The sequence below is a fragment of the Agrobacterium tumefaciens genome, assembly GCF_031801495.1.
Lineage (GTDB): Bacteria > Pseudomonadota > Alphaproteobacteria > Rhizobiales > Rhizobiaceae > Agrobacterium > Agrobacterium tumefaciens_K.
In genome coordinates, this window is sequence record NZ_JAOEGC010000002.1 from 227,412 (window position 1) to 245,895 (window position 18,484).

Here is an 18,484-nt window from a genome sequence, read left to right on the forward strand (position 1 = left end):
GGCCCTTAGAAATCCAGGTCGGCGTAGTGCGAGGATGGCGCAAGCCGCGGAATGCGCTCGCTCAGGAACTGCCGGAAGGACGGCCTGGATTTCACCCGCTGATACCATTCCTTGGCAATGGGCGCTTCCAGCCAGTTGATTTCACCCAGATAGTCGAGAACGGACACGGAGGACGCGGCTGCGAGATCCGCATAGCTCAGCCGGTCACCGGCAAGCCAGGTGCGGGAGCCTGCAAGCCATTCCAGATATTTGATGTGCTGGCGGACATTGTTTCGGGCCGTGCGCAGTAGTTTGGAGTCCGGTGGCCCGCCGCCCTGTGCTGCGGTCATCTGCAGCTTGTAGACGCGTTCCCGCACCAGCGGCCTAGTGACGTCATTTTCCATCTTCTGCAGAAACCATTCCGTCAGGCGGCGAATTTCGGCGCGCTGAAACGGATCTTCCGCCAGCAGACGCCTGTCGCGCTTCAAGACGCCATGCGTTTCGTCAAGAAATTCCGCCAGCACATAGGGTCCGCTCAGCGAACGCATGTTGTCATCGACATAGACTGGGAGCGTTCCTGCGGGATTGAGCGCCAGAAACTCCCGACGCCTCTCCCATGGCTGTTCCTCCACGAGATCGGTCTGGAAGCCGTATTCTGCAAGGATCAGCCGAACAAACCGGGATGCGGTCGACATCGGAGAGTGATAGAGAGTTGGCATTGGTACTCGAATTTGTGATTGGGTTGTGACGTTTGGCAGGCGCCGGAAGACGGATTCAGTTTCGCTTCATCAAGACGCTATAAAAGCGCGGGCACTTTAAAACAAGTTTAACGCAATTCCTTTCAATTCTCATCTCTTCCTGGAATTCAAGGAGATCTCATGGGTGACCAATCGATCATCAGCGCGCTTTTGCTGGGTATCATCGAAGGTCTGACAGAGTTCATTCCCGTTTCCTCGACGGCGCATGTGCTGCTTGCGGGCCACTTTCTCGGCTTCAGATCGCCCGGAAATACCTTTGCCGTCCTGATCCAGCTGGGTGCCATCCTTGCCATTCTTCTGGTGTATTTTCATAAGCTTGTGTCGATTGCCATCGCGCTGCCCACGAACGGCAAAGCACGCCGTTTCGTTCTGGCCGTGCTGCTTGCCTTTCTGCCTGCCGCCATCATCGGCGCTCTCGCACATGACTTCATCAAGACGGTGCTGTTCGAGACGCCGATGCTTATCTGCGTGGTGCTGATCGTGGGCGGCATTATTCTGCTTGCGGTGGATCGTATGCCGATCAAGCCGAAATATACGGACATCATGGATTATCCGCCGTCGCTGGCGTTCAGAATCGGGCTCTTTCAGTGCTTGGCAATGATTCCCGGCACCTCGCGTTCCGGCGCTACCATCGTCGGCTCTCTGTTGATGGGTACGGACAAGCGCTCTGCTGCGGAGTTTTCGTTTTTCCTGGCAATGCCGACGATGCTCGGCGCCTTCGTGCTTGATCTCTACAAGAACCGCGATGCTTTGAGTTTTGACGATGGCGCATTGATTGCGGTCGGTTTCATCGCCGCGTTCGTGTCTGGCCTGTTCGTCGTGCGCTCTCTGCTGGATTTCGTTTCGCGTCGCGGGTTCGCGCCCTTCGCCTGGTGGCGAATCGTCATCGGCTCGCTGGGACTTGTCGCGTTGCTGGTGTTTGGCTGATCCGCTTCGGCACCACAGGCCGAAAAAAAAAGCGCCCCGGATGTCCGGAGCGCTTTTTTGTAACCTTAAATACTGATCGATCAGTTCGTCTTGATCGAGGACGTCGCGCAAGGGTCTACCCCGTATGCCGGCGAGCAACCACTTTTGCCCGCTGCAACCGTACCAGGCGCCATGAAAGAACCCGCCAGAACCACCAAAGCCGCACACGCAAAAAAGAGTGCGATAGATCTGCCCATTTTATTGTTGCCTTTCAGACATTTATTCGCACGGAGCGTGCCGCGTGCAGTGAAGTTGAGGGTTCGGGAATATGCTTTGAATGTGGCCAATATCAATAAACCAGCTTGCTGAATACCGGGTTAATGCGAAGTATTTTCCACAGTTGCGCTTGTGCCACGCTTGTCATGTAGCGGTCAGTTCTCATCTTTCCTCTCCGGCGTGCCGTGCCTTGCCAAACATGACAAAACACCCTTCCCAGTTGAAGGGCAAAACGCGCCAGAGGGGAAATGGTTGCGCCTGAAGTGGTGGTTCAGGCAGCCTTGCCGGCGTTGGAGAACTGTCCGTGCTGACGGTACTGCACCATGTAGTTCGGCAGGACGGAGGCGACGCGAACCGGCGTGATGCCCATGCCTTCCAGCGTCAGACCGTTCTTCTCGGCCTCATCGGAGACCACGTTGTCCTTTTTCAGCAGCGTGACCTGATCCACCGTCAGCGGCGGTGTGACGAGCGGTACGAACGAGGCGATCTTGCCGATCAGCGAAGCGACGCCAAACGGCAGATTGACGAACGGACGCTCGCGATAAGTCGCTGCCAGAACCGCCTCGAGACAGTCGCGGAACGTCATGACATCCTGGCCGCCGAGTTCGTAGATGGCGCCGGGCTTCAGTTTGCCATCGACGCTGCGTGCAACCGCTTCGGCAACGTCTTCTGCGTAGACCGGCTGGAACTTCGTCTTGCCACCACCGATCAGCGGCAGGAACGGCAGAGAGCGTGCCATCTTGGCAAACTTGTTGAAGAAATCGTCTTCGGGTCCGAAAATGATCGATGGCCGCAGGATGACGGCGCCCGGCAGAGCGGAGAGGATCGCAGCCTCCGCGCGGCCTTTCGTGCGGCCATAGCCGGTGGAAGAGTTGGCGTCAGCGCCGATGGCGGAGATATGCGTCAGTGTCGCACCGGCGTCACGCGCAGCCTCGGCGATGGCCTTTGCGCCGAATTCCTGTACGGCGTCGAAGGTGTTACGACCGCTTTCTACCAGAATACCAACGCAGTTGACGACATGATCGGCGTCCTGCACAGCGCTGACGATGGAGTCACGATAGCGAAGGTTGGCCTGCGCGAAAGAGATCTGACCGACATTGCCAAGCGGCTGCAGGAAGCCTGCAAGGTCCGGGCGGCGTACGGCAACGCGGATGCGATATCCGCGTTTCGCAAGCGCTCTCACCACATGGCGGCCGACGAAACCCGAACCGCCGAAAACGGTGACGAGAGGGGGAAGGTTGGCCAGGGTCATGGGAGGCTCCTCAGAAGCTGTCGGTAAAGCGTTTTTTGTCTCTTAGCCCAAAGCTGCGCGCTCGTGAAGACATCTTGTCGCAGGCTTCGTGCTGTCCTGGGGTGTGCATTTTGACAGTCGTCAGATACCTTCGACAACCACGAATTCGGCGTCGGCGATTTCCTGACGGATCTTGGCCGCGGCCTGATATTCCGGAGAGTTGTAGCAATCGATGGCATGCTGCACGGATGGGAATTCGATTACGACATTCCGCGCCCGGGCTTTTCCTTCAAGTTCCGTCGCTTCGCCGCCGCGTGCGAGAAAATTGGCGCCAAAGCGCTCGAAAGCGGGCTTGGCCGTTGAAACGTAGTGCTTGTAGCGATCGGCGTCGCGCACATCCACGCGGGCGATCCAGTATCCCTTGGCCATGATTGTCTCCTCCGCTTGGTGATTTAGCTGTTTGCCGGGAAGCTGGCGCGCAGCATGTCGTCCAGAATGGCGCGTGCCGCTGCCTTAGGATCCTCGGCCCTGACGATGGGACGTGCGACGACCAGATGGCTGGAACCTGCCTTGATGGCGTCATAGGGCGTGACCACGCGCTTCTGATCGCCTGCATCGGCGCCAGCAGGTCGGATGCCGGGTGTGACCACGGCAAGGTCGGGCCCAAGGATTTCACGAACGGCGGTCGATTCTTCTGCCGAGCATACGATACCGCCCATTCCGGCCTCGCGTGCCTGCTCCGCACGGCGAAGCACCAGCGAGCGGGCGTCGCCCTGATATCCGGCCTCGGTCAGGTCTGCATCGTCCATCGAAGTCAGAACCGTCACGCCAAGCAGGCAAAGGCCGGAGCCTTCCGCAGCTTTCACGGCGGCGCGCATCGCTTTGGGATAGGCGTGCAGCGTCAGCATGGACATGCCCATTTTGGCGATGTTCTCCACGCCGGAGGCAACGGTGTTGTCGATGTCGAGCAATTTCATGTCGAGGAAGATTTTCTTGCCGCTCTGAGCAAGCTCACGGGCAAATTCCAATCCGCCTGCGAATACCAGCTGGTAACCGATCTTGTAGAAAAGAACGTCGTCACCGATCTTCGAGACGATGTTTTCTGCCTCTTTTACAGTCGGAACGTCGAGCCCGACGATCAAGCGTTCGCGTGCGGTCATAGTCTTATCCCTGCCATGTTTCCATTGCCGTCCAGTCGCATGTGATGCGCCTGTCCGCAAGGGAAAAACAGAAAAGATTGCCACCGCCGCCGGGCTGGTCCTGACGGCGGCTGATTGGCTGCCGTGCGAGATGGCATTTGAGAAGCGTTCCCACGCCGCCGTGGCCCACGAATACAATGGATTGGTCCGGCGCGTGATCTTCCAGTAACGCCTCGACGGCGGAAACGATGCGGTTCTGTGCGTCCATGGCACGCTCCCATCCATGAAAGCTTTCAGTGGGATGGGTGAAAAACCAGTCTGCAGCGTTTTCGAACTTCGGCGGCGGCAGGAAGCCGGTAGCGGAGCGGTCATTCTCGTGCATGCCGGCAACCGTTTCGACCGAAGCGCCGCAGGCGTCTGCAAGGATCCGGGCAGTCTCGATCGCTTTCTTTTCTTCGCTGGAGACGATGCGGCGAAGCTGCCGCGCCCATGCCAGACGGCTTGCCTTTATGGCGCGTTCTGCACCAAGGTCTGAAAGTCCCCATTCGGGAACGGGGACATTCGGATCGATCTTTACCTGTGGGTGGGTAATGTAGAGCGCGAACATGCGCCCGACGATATGTCAGGTGCGTGTGTAGGTCCACAATTGCGCTGGCGGAATATTGCGGACGATGAAATCGAAATGACGGATGTGATAAAGATGCGGCTGCGCCACGATGGGAGACACCGGGCCGTAGGAAATCTGCACCACTGGACGGCCGCGTGGAATGCGATTGAGAAGTTCGTCCAGAAGCTTGATGCGGGCCGCCATCGGAAAATTGAGCATCGGCACGGCGGAGATCACACAGTCGAACATCTGGTCCTTGCCGGAGCCGAGTGTCGCATCCAGGTCGAAGGCGTCGCCGTTGACGAAGTTCACGCCGGGGTAGCTCTTCAGAAGCTGCTGATAGAAGTCGGTGGAATATTCGATGGCCGTCAGACTTTCAGGCCGGATGCCTCTGGCCAGAATGGCCTTGGTGATGACGCCCGTCCCCGGTCCCAGTTCCAGTACAGGTAGCCCCGAATGCGGATTGATGACGCTTGCCATTTTTTTTGCGGTGATCGACGAAGTAGGAACGATTGCCCCCACCTTTTTGGGCTGGTTGACCATTCCCTTGAAGAAGCGAATCTCCTCCTCGAATTTTCTTTCGAAGCGCTGTTTCAGGTTTAGAGCCATGGTCCCCTCAGATTGATTTGGTCATTGTCAAAAAACTGTTACCGCAATGTTGAATCCATTTGCCGCAAAAACAAGGCAAAATGTCGTAATTAGAAAAACAGGATTGCAAACCTGCCGGGAACTCTGCTCAGAATAAAAAAGCGTCGGAGAGGGGCTCTCCGACGCTTTATGGATTTTGTCTGAAAGTGGCTGTTTTATACGCGCATCGGCATCAGAACGTAGAGCGCGTCATCGCCCGCCGTGTCGCGAACGAGCGTCGGAGAGCCGGCATCCGCCAGAAGGAAGATCGCATCGTCGCCGGACAACTGGGACGTGATGTCCAGCAGATATTTGGCGTTGAAACCGATTTCCATCGAATCGTGCTCGTATCCGACCGCGACTTCTTCCGTCGCGCTGCCCGAATCCGGGTTGTTGACGGTCAGCGTCAACTGGCCGTCCGTCAACGCCAGTTTGACGGCGCGGCCGCGCTCCGACGAAATCGTCGATACGCGATCCACCGCGCGGGCAAAGGTCTGGCAATCGACGCGCATTTCCTTGTCGTTGTTGGTTGGAATGACGCGCTGATAGTCGGGGAATGTGCCGTCGATCAGTTTTGAGGTCATCACGATCGAGCCGATGGTAAGGCGGATTTTCGCATCTGACACTTCGACGGTGACTTCGAGTTCCGGATTATCGACCAGCTTCTGCAATTCGCCGACGGTCTTGCGCGGAATGATGATGCCCGGCATGCCTTCCGAACCAGAAGGCGCATTCACATCAGCGCGCGCCAGACGATGGCCATCCGTGGCCACGGCGCGCAGCTTCAGGTCGCCGCCGCTTTCGATCGTGTGGAAGAAAATGCCGTTGAGGTAATAACGGGTTTCTTCGGTGGAAATCGCAAACTGCGTGCGGTCGATCAGCATTTTCAGATCGCTCGCCTTCAGTTTGAAGGTATGGCTGAAGGTGCCGGCGGTCAGGTCCGGGAAGTCGGCTTCCGGCAGGCACTGCAGGGAGAATTTCGAGCGGCCGGAGGCGACCGTCATGGTCGAGCCGTCCGGGTTGGTCGCCAGAAGAACTTCGGAACCATCCGGCAACTTGCGGACGATTTCATAGAGCAGGTGAGCTGGAACGGTCGTCGCGCCTGCCTGCTCAACCATGGCCGGTGTCGCTTCGGTAATTTCCAGATCGAGGTCCGTCGCCTTCATGTCAAGATTGGCGCCGGAGGCGCGCAGAAGCACGTTGGACAGGATCGGAATCGTATTGCGACGCTCGACGACCCGGTGGACGTGGTTCAGCGATTTCAGAAGGTTGGACCGCTCAAGAGTAATACGCATGGACACTACCGCTTTCAACCGTTGCGACCCGGCCGCCGCCGGATCGGCAAGAATAGTCATGTCCGGCCGGGAAGCCGGATAATGTGGACCGGCAAAATGGCAGAGTTATTGCCGGAAATGCAAGAGGCGAGTGTGTCCTCGGCGTTTCATTTCGGTGCTATACAGCTTGATCCACAGGCTATGGCACATTGCGGGCCTTGTTCGCAGGTTTTTCACCCTCCATAAAGGATTGAAAATACCAAGGATCGGAAGAGCGTGTGACTGAAGAAGTATCCCATAACGATGGTAAGGAAGCGACCAAAGGGTTCAGGATTGGTAGTGCGGCCATTCCCGCACGCCCGCTCGAGCCGGCGCTTTATCTGGTCGCTACGCCCATCGGCAATCTTGGCGATATCACGCTGCGCGCACTGGAAACACTTGCATCTGCCGATGTTCTGGCCTGCGAGGACACCCGTGTCACCCGCATTCTTCTGGAGCGTTACGGCATCCGTACCCGCCCGCTTGCCTATCATGAGCATAATGCGCAGGAGGCCGGGCCGAAACTCATCTCGGCGCTGGAGGCCGGTAAATCCGTGGCGCTCGTATCCGACGCGGGAACGCCTCTTGTCTCCGATCCCGGTTATCGTCTCGGACAACTGGCGCTGGAGGCAGGCCATCGCGTCGTGCCGATACCGGGCGCTTCCGCACCTCTGGCCGCTCTGGTCGGATCAGGCATGCCAAGCGACGCCTTTCTGTTCGCGGGCTTCCTGCCGGTAAAGGATCGCGGCAAACGCGACCGCTTTTCGGAGCTGGCGAAAATCCCTGCGACCCTCATCTTTTTTGAATCTCCACATCGCATTGCCGCCTCGGTCAGGGTTGCGTCGGAGGTGCTCGGGAGAGAGCGTCGCGCTGTGGTATGCCGCGAACTGACAAAGACTTTTGAGGAATTCCGCCGCGGCACGCTGGGAGAGCTTGCCGACTATTACGATGAAGGCCGCTCCGTGAAAGGTGAGATCGTGCTGCTCATAGAGCCGCCGTCTTACGATGAAATCCCCGATATCGAGGATGTCGAAAAGCTGCTGAAGGATCTGGTGTCGACCATGCCTGCCGCAAAGGCGGCAGCAGAGGCGGCAAAACTGACCGGGCTGCCACGCAAGGAACTCTACCAGCGGCTCCTTGATATGAAGGATGCCGATGGAACGTGAGCCGCTTGAGAGAAAAAGACGGCGGGCCGAGCGGCGTGGCCATGCTGCCGAATACTGGGCGGCTCTTTATCTCATGCTCAAGGGGTATCGCATTCTCGCCATCCGGTATCGCACCAGACTGGGCGAAATCGATCTGATCGTCCGCAAGAAGGATGTCGTGGCTATCGTCGAGGTCAAGGCGCGAAGCACTGCCAGCGGCGCCGTGGACGCGGTTGGCTGGCATTCGCAGCAACGGATCCGCGCCGCTGCCGATCTCTGGATGTCCAGGCGCAAGGATTCCGCCAATCTGTCGCTGCGGTTCGATATTGTTGCCGTCATACCGCGGCGCATGCCGCGGCATTTCGTCGATGCATTCTGAGGGGATAGGGCATGCTGAGTGAACGGGAAAAAATGGCGCTCGGCGAATGGTATACATGCCTGGATGATGAGCTGGACGCCCTGCGCAATGCGGCCCGTCGTGCCGTTCATCAGCACAATATCATGCCACCGGATGAGCGTGCGTCGATGGCGCCGCTGCTCCGATCCTTGTTCGCCTTCGTTGCGCCGAGCGCCTTCCTCGAAGCGCCGTTCCATTGCAGTTACGGCTTCAATATCTCTCTCGGCGAAAACGTCTATCTGAATGCGGGGTGTAACATTCTCGATTCAGCACCCGTGAGGATTGGTGATGGTTCCATGCTGGGACCTGGGGTGCAGATTTATTGCGCCGAGCATCACAAGGACACGTCGTTGCGCGCGCGTGGTATCGAGATCGCCAGGCCTGTCACCATCGGTAAAAACGTCTGGATCGGCGGCGGTGCGATTGTTCTCGCCGGTATCGACATTGGCGATGGTGCAATCGTTGGCGCGGGATCGGTCGTGACGAGGGATGTGGCGCCGAGTGCAACCGTAGTTGGCAATCCTGCCCGTGCACTTCGCCCGAAAACAGATTGACGGGCCGCTTTTCAAGCGTCTCGCGCCCGAATACATCACACCATGGTGGTGTGTAACAAATCTGCCATAAAACTGTAAAAGTGCCGTCACGGAACGGGCCTATTCGCATCCTCACCCAACCACGGGCGGTAGAGGATCGAAAAGATGATCAAGAAGTTTTCCATGGCCGTGATGGCCGTCAGTGTCTCCGCAACGTCTTCCATGGCGGCTACCAACATCACCTGGTGGCACGGCATGGGCGGTCGCAACGGCGAAGTCATCAACGAAGTCTCCCAGAAGTTCAATGAAGCTCAGAAAGAGTGCGCCCTGACGCCTGTTTCCAAGGGTTCTTACGAAGAAGCATTGGCAAGCGGCATCGCTGCATTCCGTTCTGGTGAGCAGCCGAATATTCTCCAGGTTTTCGATGCTGGCGCTGCCACCATCATCAATGCCAAGGGTGCTGTCATTCCTGCCGAAGACATCATCACCAAGGCCGGCTACAAGTTTGATCGCGAAGCCTTCATCCCGGGCGTTCGCCACTTCTACGCAGCCGCTGATGGCAAGTTTGTCGGCATGCCGTTCAACTCTTCCGCACCGATCATGTATCTCAACACCGAAGCCCTCAAAAAGGCCGGCGTTGAAGCGCCCAAGACCTGGGAAGAATTCGAAGCTGTCGCTCCGAAGCTCAAGGAAGCCGGCTTCATTCCTCTGGTTCAGACGCAGCTGACCTGGGAGTTCACCGAGAACTTCTTCTCGCGCAACAACCTCCAATTCGCCACCAACAACAACGGCTACGATAGCGTTGTCGACACCAAGCTCAAGGTCACCGACCCGAACCTCGTCATGATGTTCGACAAGTTGAAGGCCTGGAAGGATCAGGGTTACTTCGCTTATTATGGCGCTGGCTGGAACGATAACCAGAAGCCGTTCGAAGAAAACAAGGTTGCGCTGTGGATCGGTTCTTCCGGCTCCTTCGGCGGCCTGCAGAAGACGGCACAGATGCCGTTCTCGGCAACTTTCCTGCCATACTGGGGCTCCATCAAGGGCGCTGGCACCAACTCCTTCATCGGTGGCGCTGCACTCTTTGCAATGTCGGGCAAGTCCGAAGCTGAAAACAAGTGCGTTGCCAGCTTCTTCCAGTTCCTGACATCGCCGGAAATCCAGAAGTTCTACCATCAGGCAACCGGCTACGTCGCCATCACCAAGGCCGCTTACGAGCTGGCCAAGAAGGAAGGCTTCTACGAGAAGCAGCCTGTTGCCGAAGTCGGCATTCAGCAGCTGTCGCTTCCGGGCGGTGAGTGGTCCAAGGGTTACCGCCTCGGCTTCTACCCCCAGATCCGCGCCATCATGGAACGTGAATATGGTCGCATCTTCTCTGGCGAAGTTCAGCCGAAGGAAGCGTTCGAGATCATCGAAAAGGAAGGCAACGAGCTTCTCGCCCGCTTTGCCAAGACTGCTGGCTGACATCTAAGCTCTGAAACCAAACGGACCTTCTCTCTTGATGAGGGGAGGTCCGCAGGCCGTATGCAAGTCATGCCACTCACGCCTCCGTCATCCTCGGGTCAAGCCCGAGGATGACGCCGAAAAGGGTGGAACGTCCTGCCTCAATCCACGGACCACTTCATCACGAAGAAAAGTCCCCAACCCAAAGGTTTGCGCGCGTGGCCTACACCTCGTCACAGCCGGGTCTCGTCGGCCCCACTTCCGACATCGCAGCCAAGGCGAAAAAGCCCGCCGCCATATCGGAGCCAGCCAAGAGAGTGCAGTTTTCGCCCTCGGCGCTGCCTTATCTGCTCATCGCGCCGCAGCTCCTCGTCATTTTCGTGTTTTTCTACTGGCCCTCGGTGCAGGCGGTTCAGTCTTCGTTCTATATCGAAGATCCGTTCGGCTTCGGCTCCACCTTTGTCGGCATGGCTAATTATTCCGACGCACTTTTCAGTAACGAATATCTCAACATCGCCAAATTCACGGTCATCTTCACCGTTCTCGTCACCATCTTTTCACTGGCGCTTGGCCTGCTTCTGGCCGTCAAGGCAGATGCGGTCATTCGCGGCAGTTCCGCCTACAAGACAATGCTGATTTCTGTTTATGCCATCGCCCCGCCGGTCGCTGGTCTCATCGGCATGATGTTTTTCGATCAGCACATCGGCCCCTTTGTGAAGATCGCGTCGTATCTTGGCTGGCACATGCAGGTCGGCATCAATTATTTCGACACCGCCTTTGCCATGATCTTCGTCTCCGTCTGGAAGCAGATCCCTTACAATTTCATCTTCTTCCTGTCGGGCCTGCAAAGCGTGCCGGTATCGGTGCGCGAAGCCGCCTTCATCGATTGCCGCTCCGGTTTTCGCCGTTTCTGGACGGTCATCATGCCGCTTCTGGCGCCCACCGCCTTCTTCCTTCTCATCATCAACATCACCTATGCGCTGTTCGATACATTCGCCGTCATCGACGTCATGGTGAAGGACAAGGCGGCAAACAACCCTATCACGCTTGTCTACAAGGTGTTTCTGGATGGTTTCCGCGGGAACGATATCGGCGGCTCATCGGCGCAGTCGGTCATTCTCATGGTCGTGGTTTTCTTGCTCACCGTGCTGCAATTCCGCTTCCTCGAAAAACGCATCCATTACGGTTGAGGGATATCAGACATGTATAAGACCAAACCCCTCGACCATCTGATCCTCATCATCGGCTCGCTGTTTCTGATGATGCCGGTCATCGTATCGTTCATGACGTCGACACACACGGCGGCAGAAATCCACATGAACGGTCTGGCGCTTCTGCTCGGTGATAATTTCGTCGGCACCTATGAAAAGGTGCTGACCCAGAAGGGCGGCTTTACCGGTCAGGTCACCGGCCTCAATATGGTCATCAATTCGCTGATACTCGGCATCGGCTTTGCCGTCGGCAAGATCGTGCTGTCGATGCTGGCGGCCTACGCCATCGTCTACTTCCGCTTCCGTTTCGCGACCTTCGCCTTCTGGATCATCTTCACCACGCTGCTTTTGCCGCTCGAGGTGCGCATCATGCCGTCTTATGAGGTCATGAGCAAACTCGGACTGCTGAACTCCTACACCGGCCTGATCGTACCTTTGCTGGCCTCGGCAACCGGTACCTTCTATTTCCGCCAGTTCTTCAAGTCCGTGCCGGACGAACTTCTGGAAGCCGCCCGCATCGATGGTGCCGGACCGGTGAAGTTCTTCATCGATATTCTGCTTCCGCTCTCGCGCACCATGATGGCCGCCATCTTCATCATCATGTTCGTCTATGGCTGGAACCAGTATCTCTGGCCCATGCTGATGACCACGGATGAAGGCTTCTTCACCATCATGCGCGGCATCAAGTCGATCCTTCAGGTCTGGGTCGGTTCGCAAATTCCTGATTACAACGAAGCTTTCGCGCTCGCCGTTCTGGCCATGCTGCCGCCCGTGCTGATCGTCGTCATCTTCCAGAGCTGGTTCATCAAGGGCCTCACCGAAAGCGATAAATAAAGGAAACTGCAATGGCTTCCATTGAAATCAGTCAGGTCTGCAAGGACTATGCGGGCGGTGTTCGTGCCGTCCACCATGTCGACATCGATATCGCAGATGGCGAGTTCATCGTTCTCGTTGGCCCGTCCGGCTGCGGCAAGTCCACGCTGCTGCGCATGGTCGCCGGGCTTGAGGATATCTCCGAGGGCACAGTGAAAATCGGCGATCGCGCCGTCAACAAGGTCGACCCCGCAGACCGCGACATCGCGATGGTGTTTCAGAACTACGCGCTCTATCCGCACATGTCGGTGCGCCAGAATCTGGAATATGGTCTGAAAAACCGCAAGACCCCGAGAGCCGAGATCGATGTCCGCGTGGCGGAAGCCGCCCGGATGCTGCAACTCGAGCCCTACCTCGAGCGCAAACCCCGCGCTCTTTCGGGCGGCCAGCGACAGCGCGTCGCCATGGGCCGCGCCATCGTGCGCAAGCCTGCGGCCTTCCTGTTCGACGAACCCCTGTCGAATCTCGACGCCAAGCTGCGTGTTTCCATGCGCGGCGAGATCAAGCGCCTGCAGAAACGTCTCGGCACCACGTCGATCTATGTCACGCACGACCAGCTCGAAGCCATGACGCTTGCCGACCGGCTGGTGGTCCTTAATGCCGGTCACATCGAGCAGATCGGTTCTCCGCTTGAGGTTTATCACACGCCTGCTTCCACCTTTGTCGCAAGCTTCATCGGCTCGCCTGCCATGAACCTGCTGAAAGGCGAATTGCATGGCGATTGCCTCGCGCTCGGGCCTTCGCTTCTTTCGCTCAACGGCTTCGCCCCGGCTTCGGGTCCGGTCACGGTCGGCATGCGCGCCGAAGACCTGCGTGTTGCCGCCGCCGGCGAGCAGGGGCTGTCACTCAGGGTCGACTACATCGAGGAACTGGGTTCGCAGCGGCTGGTACATGGCGTGATTGGCGACCAGGCACTCACGGTGGTTTTCCCGCCGGATATCGACGTTCCTGCCACGCTGTCCCTTTCCATCGCGCCGGAAAAGCTGCACTTCTTCTCGACCGAGACAGGCAAGCGCATCAGCCGGATGCATGAGCAGGCAATCTCTCAGCAGTCGCAGCTGCAGACGGCTTGAGAAACAGGAAAATCGGCGTGATTGTTAAAATTGCGCCGATTGCCAAAACCGCTTTGTTACAGTCCCGCTGATAGAACACCTCCAATATTTTACGGGGGTTTTCTGGTATGTCCTTAAAGATGATGTTTGCCGCTGCCGCGACGATGGCAATTCGTACGGTGCCGATATTGCCTGCTTATCTGCGGCGAGGGAAAGACGAGGCTGTTGTCAGCGCCTCCTGCACCGATCTGCGGCTGCAGCCCGCACCCATCAATCCTGAATGGGTCATCGCCGGCAATCCGCAGGCGCGCGCGGCAGACCATTCCAGAAGCGGGGACCGCGCGTCCAGCACGGCTATGTGGGATTGCACGGCGGGAGAGTTCCGCTGGTTTTTTGGATGGGACGAAACGGTCTATATCCTTGAGGGCGAGGTGCATGTCACCGCCGAGGACGGTACGGTCAGCATTCTGCGTGTGGGGGACGTGGCTTATTTCCGCGCCGGAACGTGGGCGACATGGAGGGTGGACAACTATGTCCGCAAGGTCGCGTTCATGCGTCGCCCTTTTCCGACAGCTCTGGCGCTCGCTTACCGCGTCAAGAACAAGCTGTTTTCCCGCAGCTCCTACAAGCTGGCGGCCTGAGCCTTCGCTCGTGTGAAAGTTCAATAAAACTCACAGAACGGCCGCTGGGCAGCAGTTGCCTTTAAAGGGCTGCTGCCCTAAATCTTTCGGGCTTTCGAATAGGGACTTTTGCATGGCGAAGATCAAGAACGTCGCGATCCAGATGGATCATGTATCCGGCATCAACATTGCCGGTGATTCCACTTTCGCGATGAGCCTTGAGGCCCAGGCGCGCGGATACCGCCTGTTTCATTATACGCCCGATCGTCTCTCCATGCGCGATGGCAAGATCTATGCCACCGTCGAGCAGATGGAACTGCGCGATATCAAGGGCGACCATTTTTCGCTGTCTGACCCTGAGCGGGTGGATCTGTCTACCATGGACGTCATCCACCTGCGACAGGATCCGCCATTCGACATGGCCTACATCACCTCGACGCATCTTCTCGAGCGTATTCACCCCAGGACGCTGGTGGTCAACGACCCGGCCTGGGTTCGCAATTCCCCGGAAAAGATCTTCGTCACCGAGTTCGCCGACCTGATGCCCGCCACTCTGATTACCAAGGATGGCGCTGAGATTGCCCGCTTCCGTCAGGAGATGGGTGATATCATCCTCAAGCCGCTTTACGGCAATGGTGGCGCTGGCGTGTTCCATTCGGCGCGTGACGACCGCAACTTCTCCTCGCTTCTGGAAATGTTCGGCCAGATGTTCCGCGAGCCCTATATCGCCCAGCAGTACCTCCCGGACGTGCGCAAGGGCGACAAACGCATTCTGCTGGTGGATGGCGAGCCTGTCGGAGCGATCAATCGCGTGCCTGCCGAAAACGACGCCCGCTCCAACATGCACGCCGGTGGCCGCCCGGAACCGACCGAACTGACGTCGCGTGAAAAAGAGATTTGTGAGCGGATCGGCCCGGCGTTGCGTGAGCGCGGCTTCCTGTTCGTCGGTATCGATGTCATCGGCGACTACATGACCGAGATCAACGTCACATCGCCCACGGGTATCCGGGAAGTCAGAAAGTTCGGCGGAGCCGATGTCGCAAGCCTTCTGTGGGATGCGATCGAGAAAAAGCGCGAAAAGCAGGATTTCTGAAGTCTTCTGAGCACGATCGCATAGCGGATCGCGACAGCGACATATGCGAAAACAAGAAAATGAAGCGTGCAAGGCGATTTTGAAAGGTCTTAGCGCGCTTCGAGATGTGGCGTCCCCGAAGATCGCGTAATAAAAATCTGTTCCGCTCGTACAACCGCACGCAACCGGAGTGCATCGCATGCGGGAAATTGTTCACTTCATGTTCTTGTTTTATTCTGCGCGCTGTGGCAGGCTGTCTTCGGGTTGGCTGCCAGGCGGGGCATGAGGCACCGATAATGCGGCTGGTTTGCGGGGGCGGACCATGGTTGCAAGGGTTGGTACGGTTTCGTTTCAGGGCATAGACGGAGTGTCCGTCGAAGTGCAGGTCATGGTCGCGCCGGGTCGGGTTGGCATCAACATCGTCGGCTTGCCGGACAAGGCCGTGGCCGAAAGCCGGGAGCGCGTACAGGCAGCACTGCATGCTTCGGGTCTGGCGCTCCCCGCCAAGAAAGTCACCGTCAATCTTGCACCGGCCGATCTGCCGAAGGAAGGGGTGCCAAAGCCACATTAGTTTTTTTGTATGGAGGCGAAGCGCCTGCGACGTAGGGCTATCCACGGATATTCGTCTCCATACAAAATAATGAGACATACGGAGTAACTGCCGAAAGACTCCTGTGAAAGCTGATGCTCTTTCCAGAAACCTGGCAGGCATTTCGGGCATCTGAGGCAACTCGGGGGGCCGGGCCTTCGGCTGCCTAACGAGGACAATAAAGTTGCCTCTGCTGTCGGCCCAGCAAACGTAAAAGTTGGAGCCTCAAGACGGGTTTCACGCCTAGGAATGTGCGCAATCTCCCCACCCGCACCCGACGCCCGACTAGCACAACGCGGAAGATCCTTCTGCGCCATCCGCAAAGACGGCACTGGGTCGCTACCTCTACCTCCAGAGAGATAGCGCGTGGCGACCTTCAAAACCTGGATATAGAAATATCATTGTCTTTTCACGTATATCTGTAATTATGTGATCGCATCAGGGCGATTCGGAGGTATTGTTAAGGCGCTTACCGATGCGATTTGTCGTAATGATGATGAACGTGTTGAATGTGAGGTTGTCGTTGTTTGATTTAATACGTGGAAGGATTCGTTTCTATACATCCAAGGATTCGATTTTTTCTAATGTTGATTCAAGACAGTGAGATTTCAAGGACTCAATCCTTGATTAAATATTGTTAGGAAGGACTCATGGATTCGCCTCCGTGCGTCCGCTGATGGATTTGCCTCCAGTGTGAAAGGATTCAGAGATCAACGTGAGCGAGACGTTCGTCTTTCAGATTCAAGGTCACCCGACCCGGTACCACCTCACGCCCCTTCTTCTGCTCTACGGATCGGATTTTTGTACGAGTTTCGCGAGGGTGTGGCGCACTATCTATGGGTCCTCGGAGTATTCCCCGGCGACCAGTTACGCTTACTTCAAGCGTACGGTTAGGTTTTTTTTCGTCGTCGGAGAAAAAGGAATAGTAAATCCACAAAGTGCTGAAGGAAGGATATACCGTTGCTACAGTTTATTCCGAGGAAAAATTCCAGAGACGAAAGACTTAGAACAGTGTTTGTCAAATACCTTTGACGCGTTGTGCGACAGAAATGACACTTCGTTTGGAGCAATAAGCAGTCCAAGTTCGATAAATTCAGAAATAGATACTATAAAATCTGTTCTGGGTGCTTTTTCCAGAGTTGGCTTCGCTCCAAAGTTTACATTCAGTGCTGGTCTTCCCGAAGACAAGGAGGCGCGGACGCCGACTCTGGCAACTCTCGCTCGAGAAGCAGGGACATTCTCCACGACCCATCTGGGGCGCCTTCAAGCAGCGGAAGCGTTCGTCAAGCATAATGCCGATATGTTGATGGAGCTCCGGCGATGCCTCTGTGAGGAGTTTAGTATTGAGTACGAACGCTTCCTTCGAGGCAAAAGACTTCAGGAAGATCCTCGGCTTCCGGATGAAGCAGCGATCATCTCCCTATTAAACGAGTACAATCAAACCAAGGGAGAGGTCAGAGAGTGGTTCCGGAGTAGACTCCGCATTGACGACGATCAGTACGAAGGCCTCGTGTTTAAGCTAGTTTCGGCCACACTACACCGAGGGCTGGTGGTAAAGACTCGGAAGTTGGCGACCCTGATGAAGAGCGTCGGGGATCCACTGTGGATCCAAGGCCATATCCAGGCGACTGCCGTGGCATTGAATGCAGCGTTCCATATCGTGATCGTCGATTCGGCGTTCAACAGTCAGCCATGCAAGGACCTTAAGATCAACGCTATCTCAGGAAGGGAGAGGCGCGGGCGATTTGAGATCGTCACAGCGACGAGCACCAAAAACAGGAAAAATGGTCCCCCGAACAGCAAACAGAATCAAGTCGACACTCCTCTCGTGGATGAAGGAGGCTGGCTGCCGAAAAAAGTTGGCGAGCAAATCTCCGCAAAGCGAGTTATCGAGCAATGGCTGGAGATGACGAGCATGCTGCGTTCCAGCCCACAGATCAGGAACACTGATAGCGATCGTCTATGGATATTCCAGCGCCCCTTAGAGCCTACGATAAGATCACGCCTGGGATCGATAGACTCTGAATGGTGGCCCGCATTCCTACAGCGTCACGCGAACAACGCCCTGATTGGAGGATTGCGTATAACCAGGATGGTCATCCGGCGGACCGCACTAAACCGAAGTGCCGAAATGGACGATTTCGGGCTGGCGATGAACCAGGAGTTAGGAAATCACTCCGACGGGTTCATGCCGTTCTTCTATCTCGACAAGAACGGAGCCAAGGCAGTCCTAGAGGAAATGATCAGGAAATTTGGGGATAAATGGGAAGCGATTGCACTTTACGGAATCCCTCATGCAGCGCAAGTCCTGGGGATCAGCGAGCAGGAGCTGCATCGGCGAAAGCTACTCGGATTGGAGTCTGGCCTGCAGTTTGCGCAGGTCGACCGCAAGTCGCCGCGGTCGTCTTCGTCCGAAGAGAAGGACACTGAGGAACTGCCGCTCATCGACAAGAACACGAGGGTGCTGCGTATCTCCGATAAATCCATGGCTGAGCTCTACTTGGCGAAGCTGGGACTGGAACGGCGTGCAGAGCGCATGCTGTCGACAAACCCCTCCCGCTTCATACGAGTGTGGCTTCCCTGGACAGCTATTGTCGACGGTTACATCCTCAAGATTCAGGAGAGCAGGTTCTGGAGCGCTTTTGAGCGAATATGCAGAGAGATCGATGCGAAACTCTTAGAAGGCAAGGCGACGGTACCATGTCTTTGGTGA

Annotated in this window: 18 protein-coding genes and 1 pseudogene; 12 read left to right on the forward strand and 7 right to left on the reverse strand. The window is 56.8% G+C overall.

Features of this window, described 5'->3' with window-relative positions:
- Window positions 1-5: 5 nt before the first annotated feature.
- Window positions 6-698 carry a glutathione S-transferase family protein gene (locus N7578_RS10575; RefSeq protein WP_311110300.1) on the reverse strand — a complete coding sequence of 231 codons (693 nt, stop codon included), beginning with the start codon at window positions 696-698 and terminating at the stop codon, window positions 6-8.
- 159 nt (window positions 699-857) lie between these two features.
- Between N7578_RS10575 and N7578_RS10580 the strand changes: the two genes are divergently transcribed.
- Window positions 858-1,664, forward strand: coding sequence for an undecaprenyl-diphosphate phosphatase (locus N7578_RS10580; RefSeq protein WP_311110301.1), 807 nt, complete (start codon window positions 858-860; stop codon window positions 1,662-1,664).
- Window positions 1,665-2,190: 526 nt separating this feature from the next.
- Here N7578_RS10580 and N7578_RS10585 read toward each other — a convergent pair.
- The 6 genes from N7578_RS10585 to dnaN form a co-directional block, all read right to left on the reverse strand.
- Window positions 2,191-3,171: a complex I NDUFA9 subunit family protein gene (locus tag N7578_RS10585; protein WP_311110302.1), complete on the reverse strand. Its 981-nt coding sequence runs from the start codon at window positions 3,169-3,171 to the stop codon at window positions 2,191-2,193.
- A 120-nt stretch (window positions 3,172-3,291) separates the two neighbouring features.
- Complete coding sequence (locus N7578_RS10590) at window positions 3,292-3,579, reverse strand: DUF1330 domain-containing protein (RefSeq protein WP_311110303.1); 288 nt, start codon at window positions 3,577-3,579, stop codon at window positions 3,292-3,294.
- 23 nt (window positions 3,580-3,602) lie between these two features.
- The gene (gene pyrF / locus N7578_RS10595) at window positions 3,603-4,310 is read right to left on the reverse strand and encodes an orotidine-5'-phosphate decarboxylase (RefSeq protein WP_311110304.1); all 708 of its coding nucleotides are present in this window, start codon (window positions 4,308-4,310) and stop codon (window positions 3,603-3,605) included.
- 4 nt (window positions 4,311-4,314) lie between these two features.
- Window positions 4,315-4,896, reverse strand: a complete 582-nt coding sequence (locus N7578_RS10600; protein ID WP_311110305.1) for a histidine phosphatase family protein — start codon at window positions 4,894-4,896, stop codon at window positions 4,315-4,317.
- Between the two features lie 15 nt (window positions 4,897-4,911).
- A complete protein-coding gene (pmtA, locus tag N7578_RS10605; RefSeq protein ID WP_311110306.1) occupies window positions 4,912-5,505 on the reverse strand; it encodes a phospholipid N-methyltransferase PmtA in 594 nt (197 codons plus the stop codon).
- A 194-nt stretch (window positions 5,506-5,699) separates the two neighbouring features.
- The gene (gene dnaN, locus N7578_RS10610; protein ID WP_311110307.1) at window positions 5,700-6,818 is read right to left on the reverse strand and encodes a DNA polymerase III subunit beta; all 1,119 of its coding nucleotides are present in this window, start codon (window positions 6,816-6,818) and stop codon (window positions 5,700-5,702) included.
- A gap of 257 nt (window positions 6,819-7,075) precedes the next feature.
- Between dnaN and rsmI the strand changes: the two genes are divergently transcribed.
- The 11 genes and pseudogenes from rsmI to N7578_RS10665 all read left to right on the forward strand — a co-directional run bounded on the left by rsmI (window position 7,076) and on the right by N7578_RS10665 (window position 18,484).
- Complete coding sequence (rsmI, locus tag N7578_RS10615; RefSeq protein WP_311110308.1) at window positions 7,076-8,002, forward strand: 16S rRNA (cytidine(1402)-2'-O)-methyltransferase; 927 nt, start codon at window positions 7,076-7,078, stop codon at window positions 8,000-8,002.
- Window positions 7,992-8,360: a YraN family protein gene (locus N7578_RS10620; protein WP_311110309.1), complete on the forward strand. Its 369-nt coding sequence runs from the start codon at window positions 7,992-7,994 to the stop codon at window positions 8,358-8,360. The genes rsmI and N7578_RS10620 overlap by 11 nt, the downstream gene beginning before the upstream one ends.
- 11 nt (window positions 8,361-8,371) lie before the next feature.
- On the forward strand, window positions 8,372-8,932 hold the full coding sequence (locus N7578_RS10625) for a sugar O-acetyltransferase (protein WP_311110310.1): 561 nt from the start codon (window positions 8,372-8,374) through the stop codon (window positions 8,930-8,932).
- A gap of 144 nt (window positions 8,933-9,076) precedes the next feature.
- A complete protein-coding gene (locus N7578_RS10630) occupies window positions 9,077-10,375 on the forward strand; it encodes an extracellular solute-binding protein (protein WP_311110311.1) in 1,299 nt (432 codons plus the stop codon).
- Window positions 10,376-10,572: 197 nt separating this feature from the next.
- The gene (locus N7578_RS10635; protein WP_311110312.1) at window positions 10,573-11,544 is read left to right on the forward strand and encodes an ABC transporter permease subunit; all 972 of its coding nucleotides are present in this window, start codon (window positions 10,573-10,575) and stop codon (window positions 11,542-11,544) included.
- A 12-nt stretch (window positions 11,545-11,556) separates the two neighbouring features.
- Window positions 11,557-12,399, forward strand: coding sequence for an ABC transporter permease subunit (locus tag N7578_RS10640; protein WP_311110313.1), 843 nt, complete (start codon window positions 11,557-11,559; stop codon window positions 12,397-12,399).
- An 11-nt stretch (window positions 12,400-12,410) separates the two neighbouring features.
- Window positions 12,411-13,511, forward strand: a complete 1,101-nt coding sequence (locus N7578_RS10645; RefSeq protein WP_311110314.1) for a sn-glycerol-3-phosphate import ATP-binding protein UgpC — start codon at window positions 12,411-12,413, stop codon at window positions 13,509-13,511.
- Window positions 13,512-13,618: 107 nt separating this feature from the next.
- The gene (locus N7578_RS10650) at window positions 13,619-14,131 is read left to right on the forward strand and encodes a cupin domain-containing protein (protein WP_311110315.1); all 513 of its coding nucleotides are present in this window, start codon (window positions 13,619-13,621) and stop codon (window positions 14,129-14,131) included.
- A gap of 112 nt (window positions 14,132-14,243) precedes the next feature.
- Complete coding sequence (gene gshB, locus N7578_RS10655) at window positions 14,244-15,203, forward strand: glutathione synthase (protein ID WP_311110316.1); 960 nt, start codon at window positions 14,244-14,246, stop codon at window positions 15,201-15,203.
- 301 nt (window positions 15,204-15,504) lie between these two features.
- Window positions 15,505-15,735 (forward strand): annotated as a pseudogene (locus N7578_RS10660) (magnesium chelatase domain-containing protein); the annotation flags it as partial.
- Window positions 15,736-16,486: 751 nt separating this feature from the next.
- Window positions 16,487-18,484, forward strand: a complete 1,998-nt coding sequence (locus N7578_RS10665; protein WP_311110317.1) for a hypothetical protein — start codon at window positions 16,487-16,489, stop codon at window positions 18,482-18,484.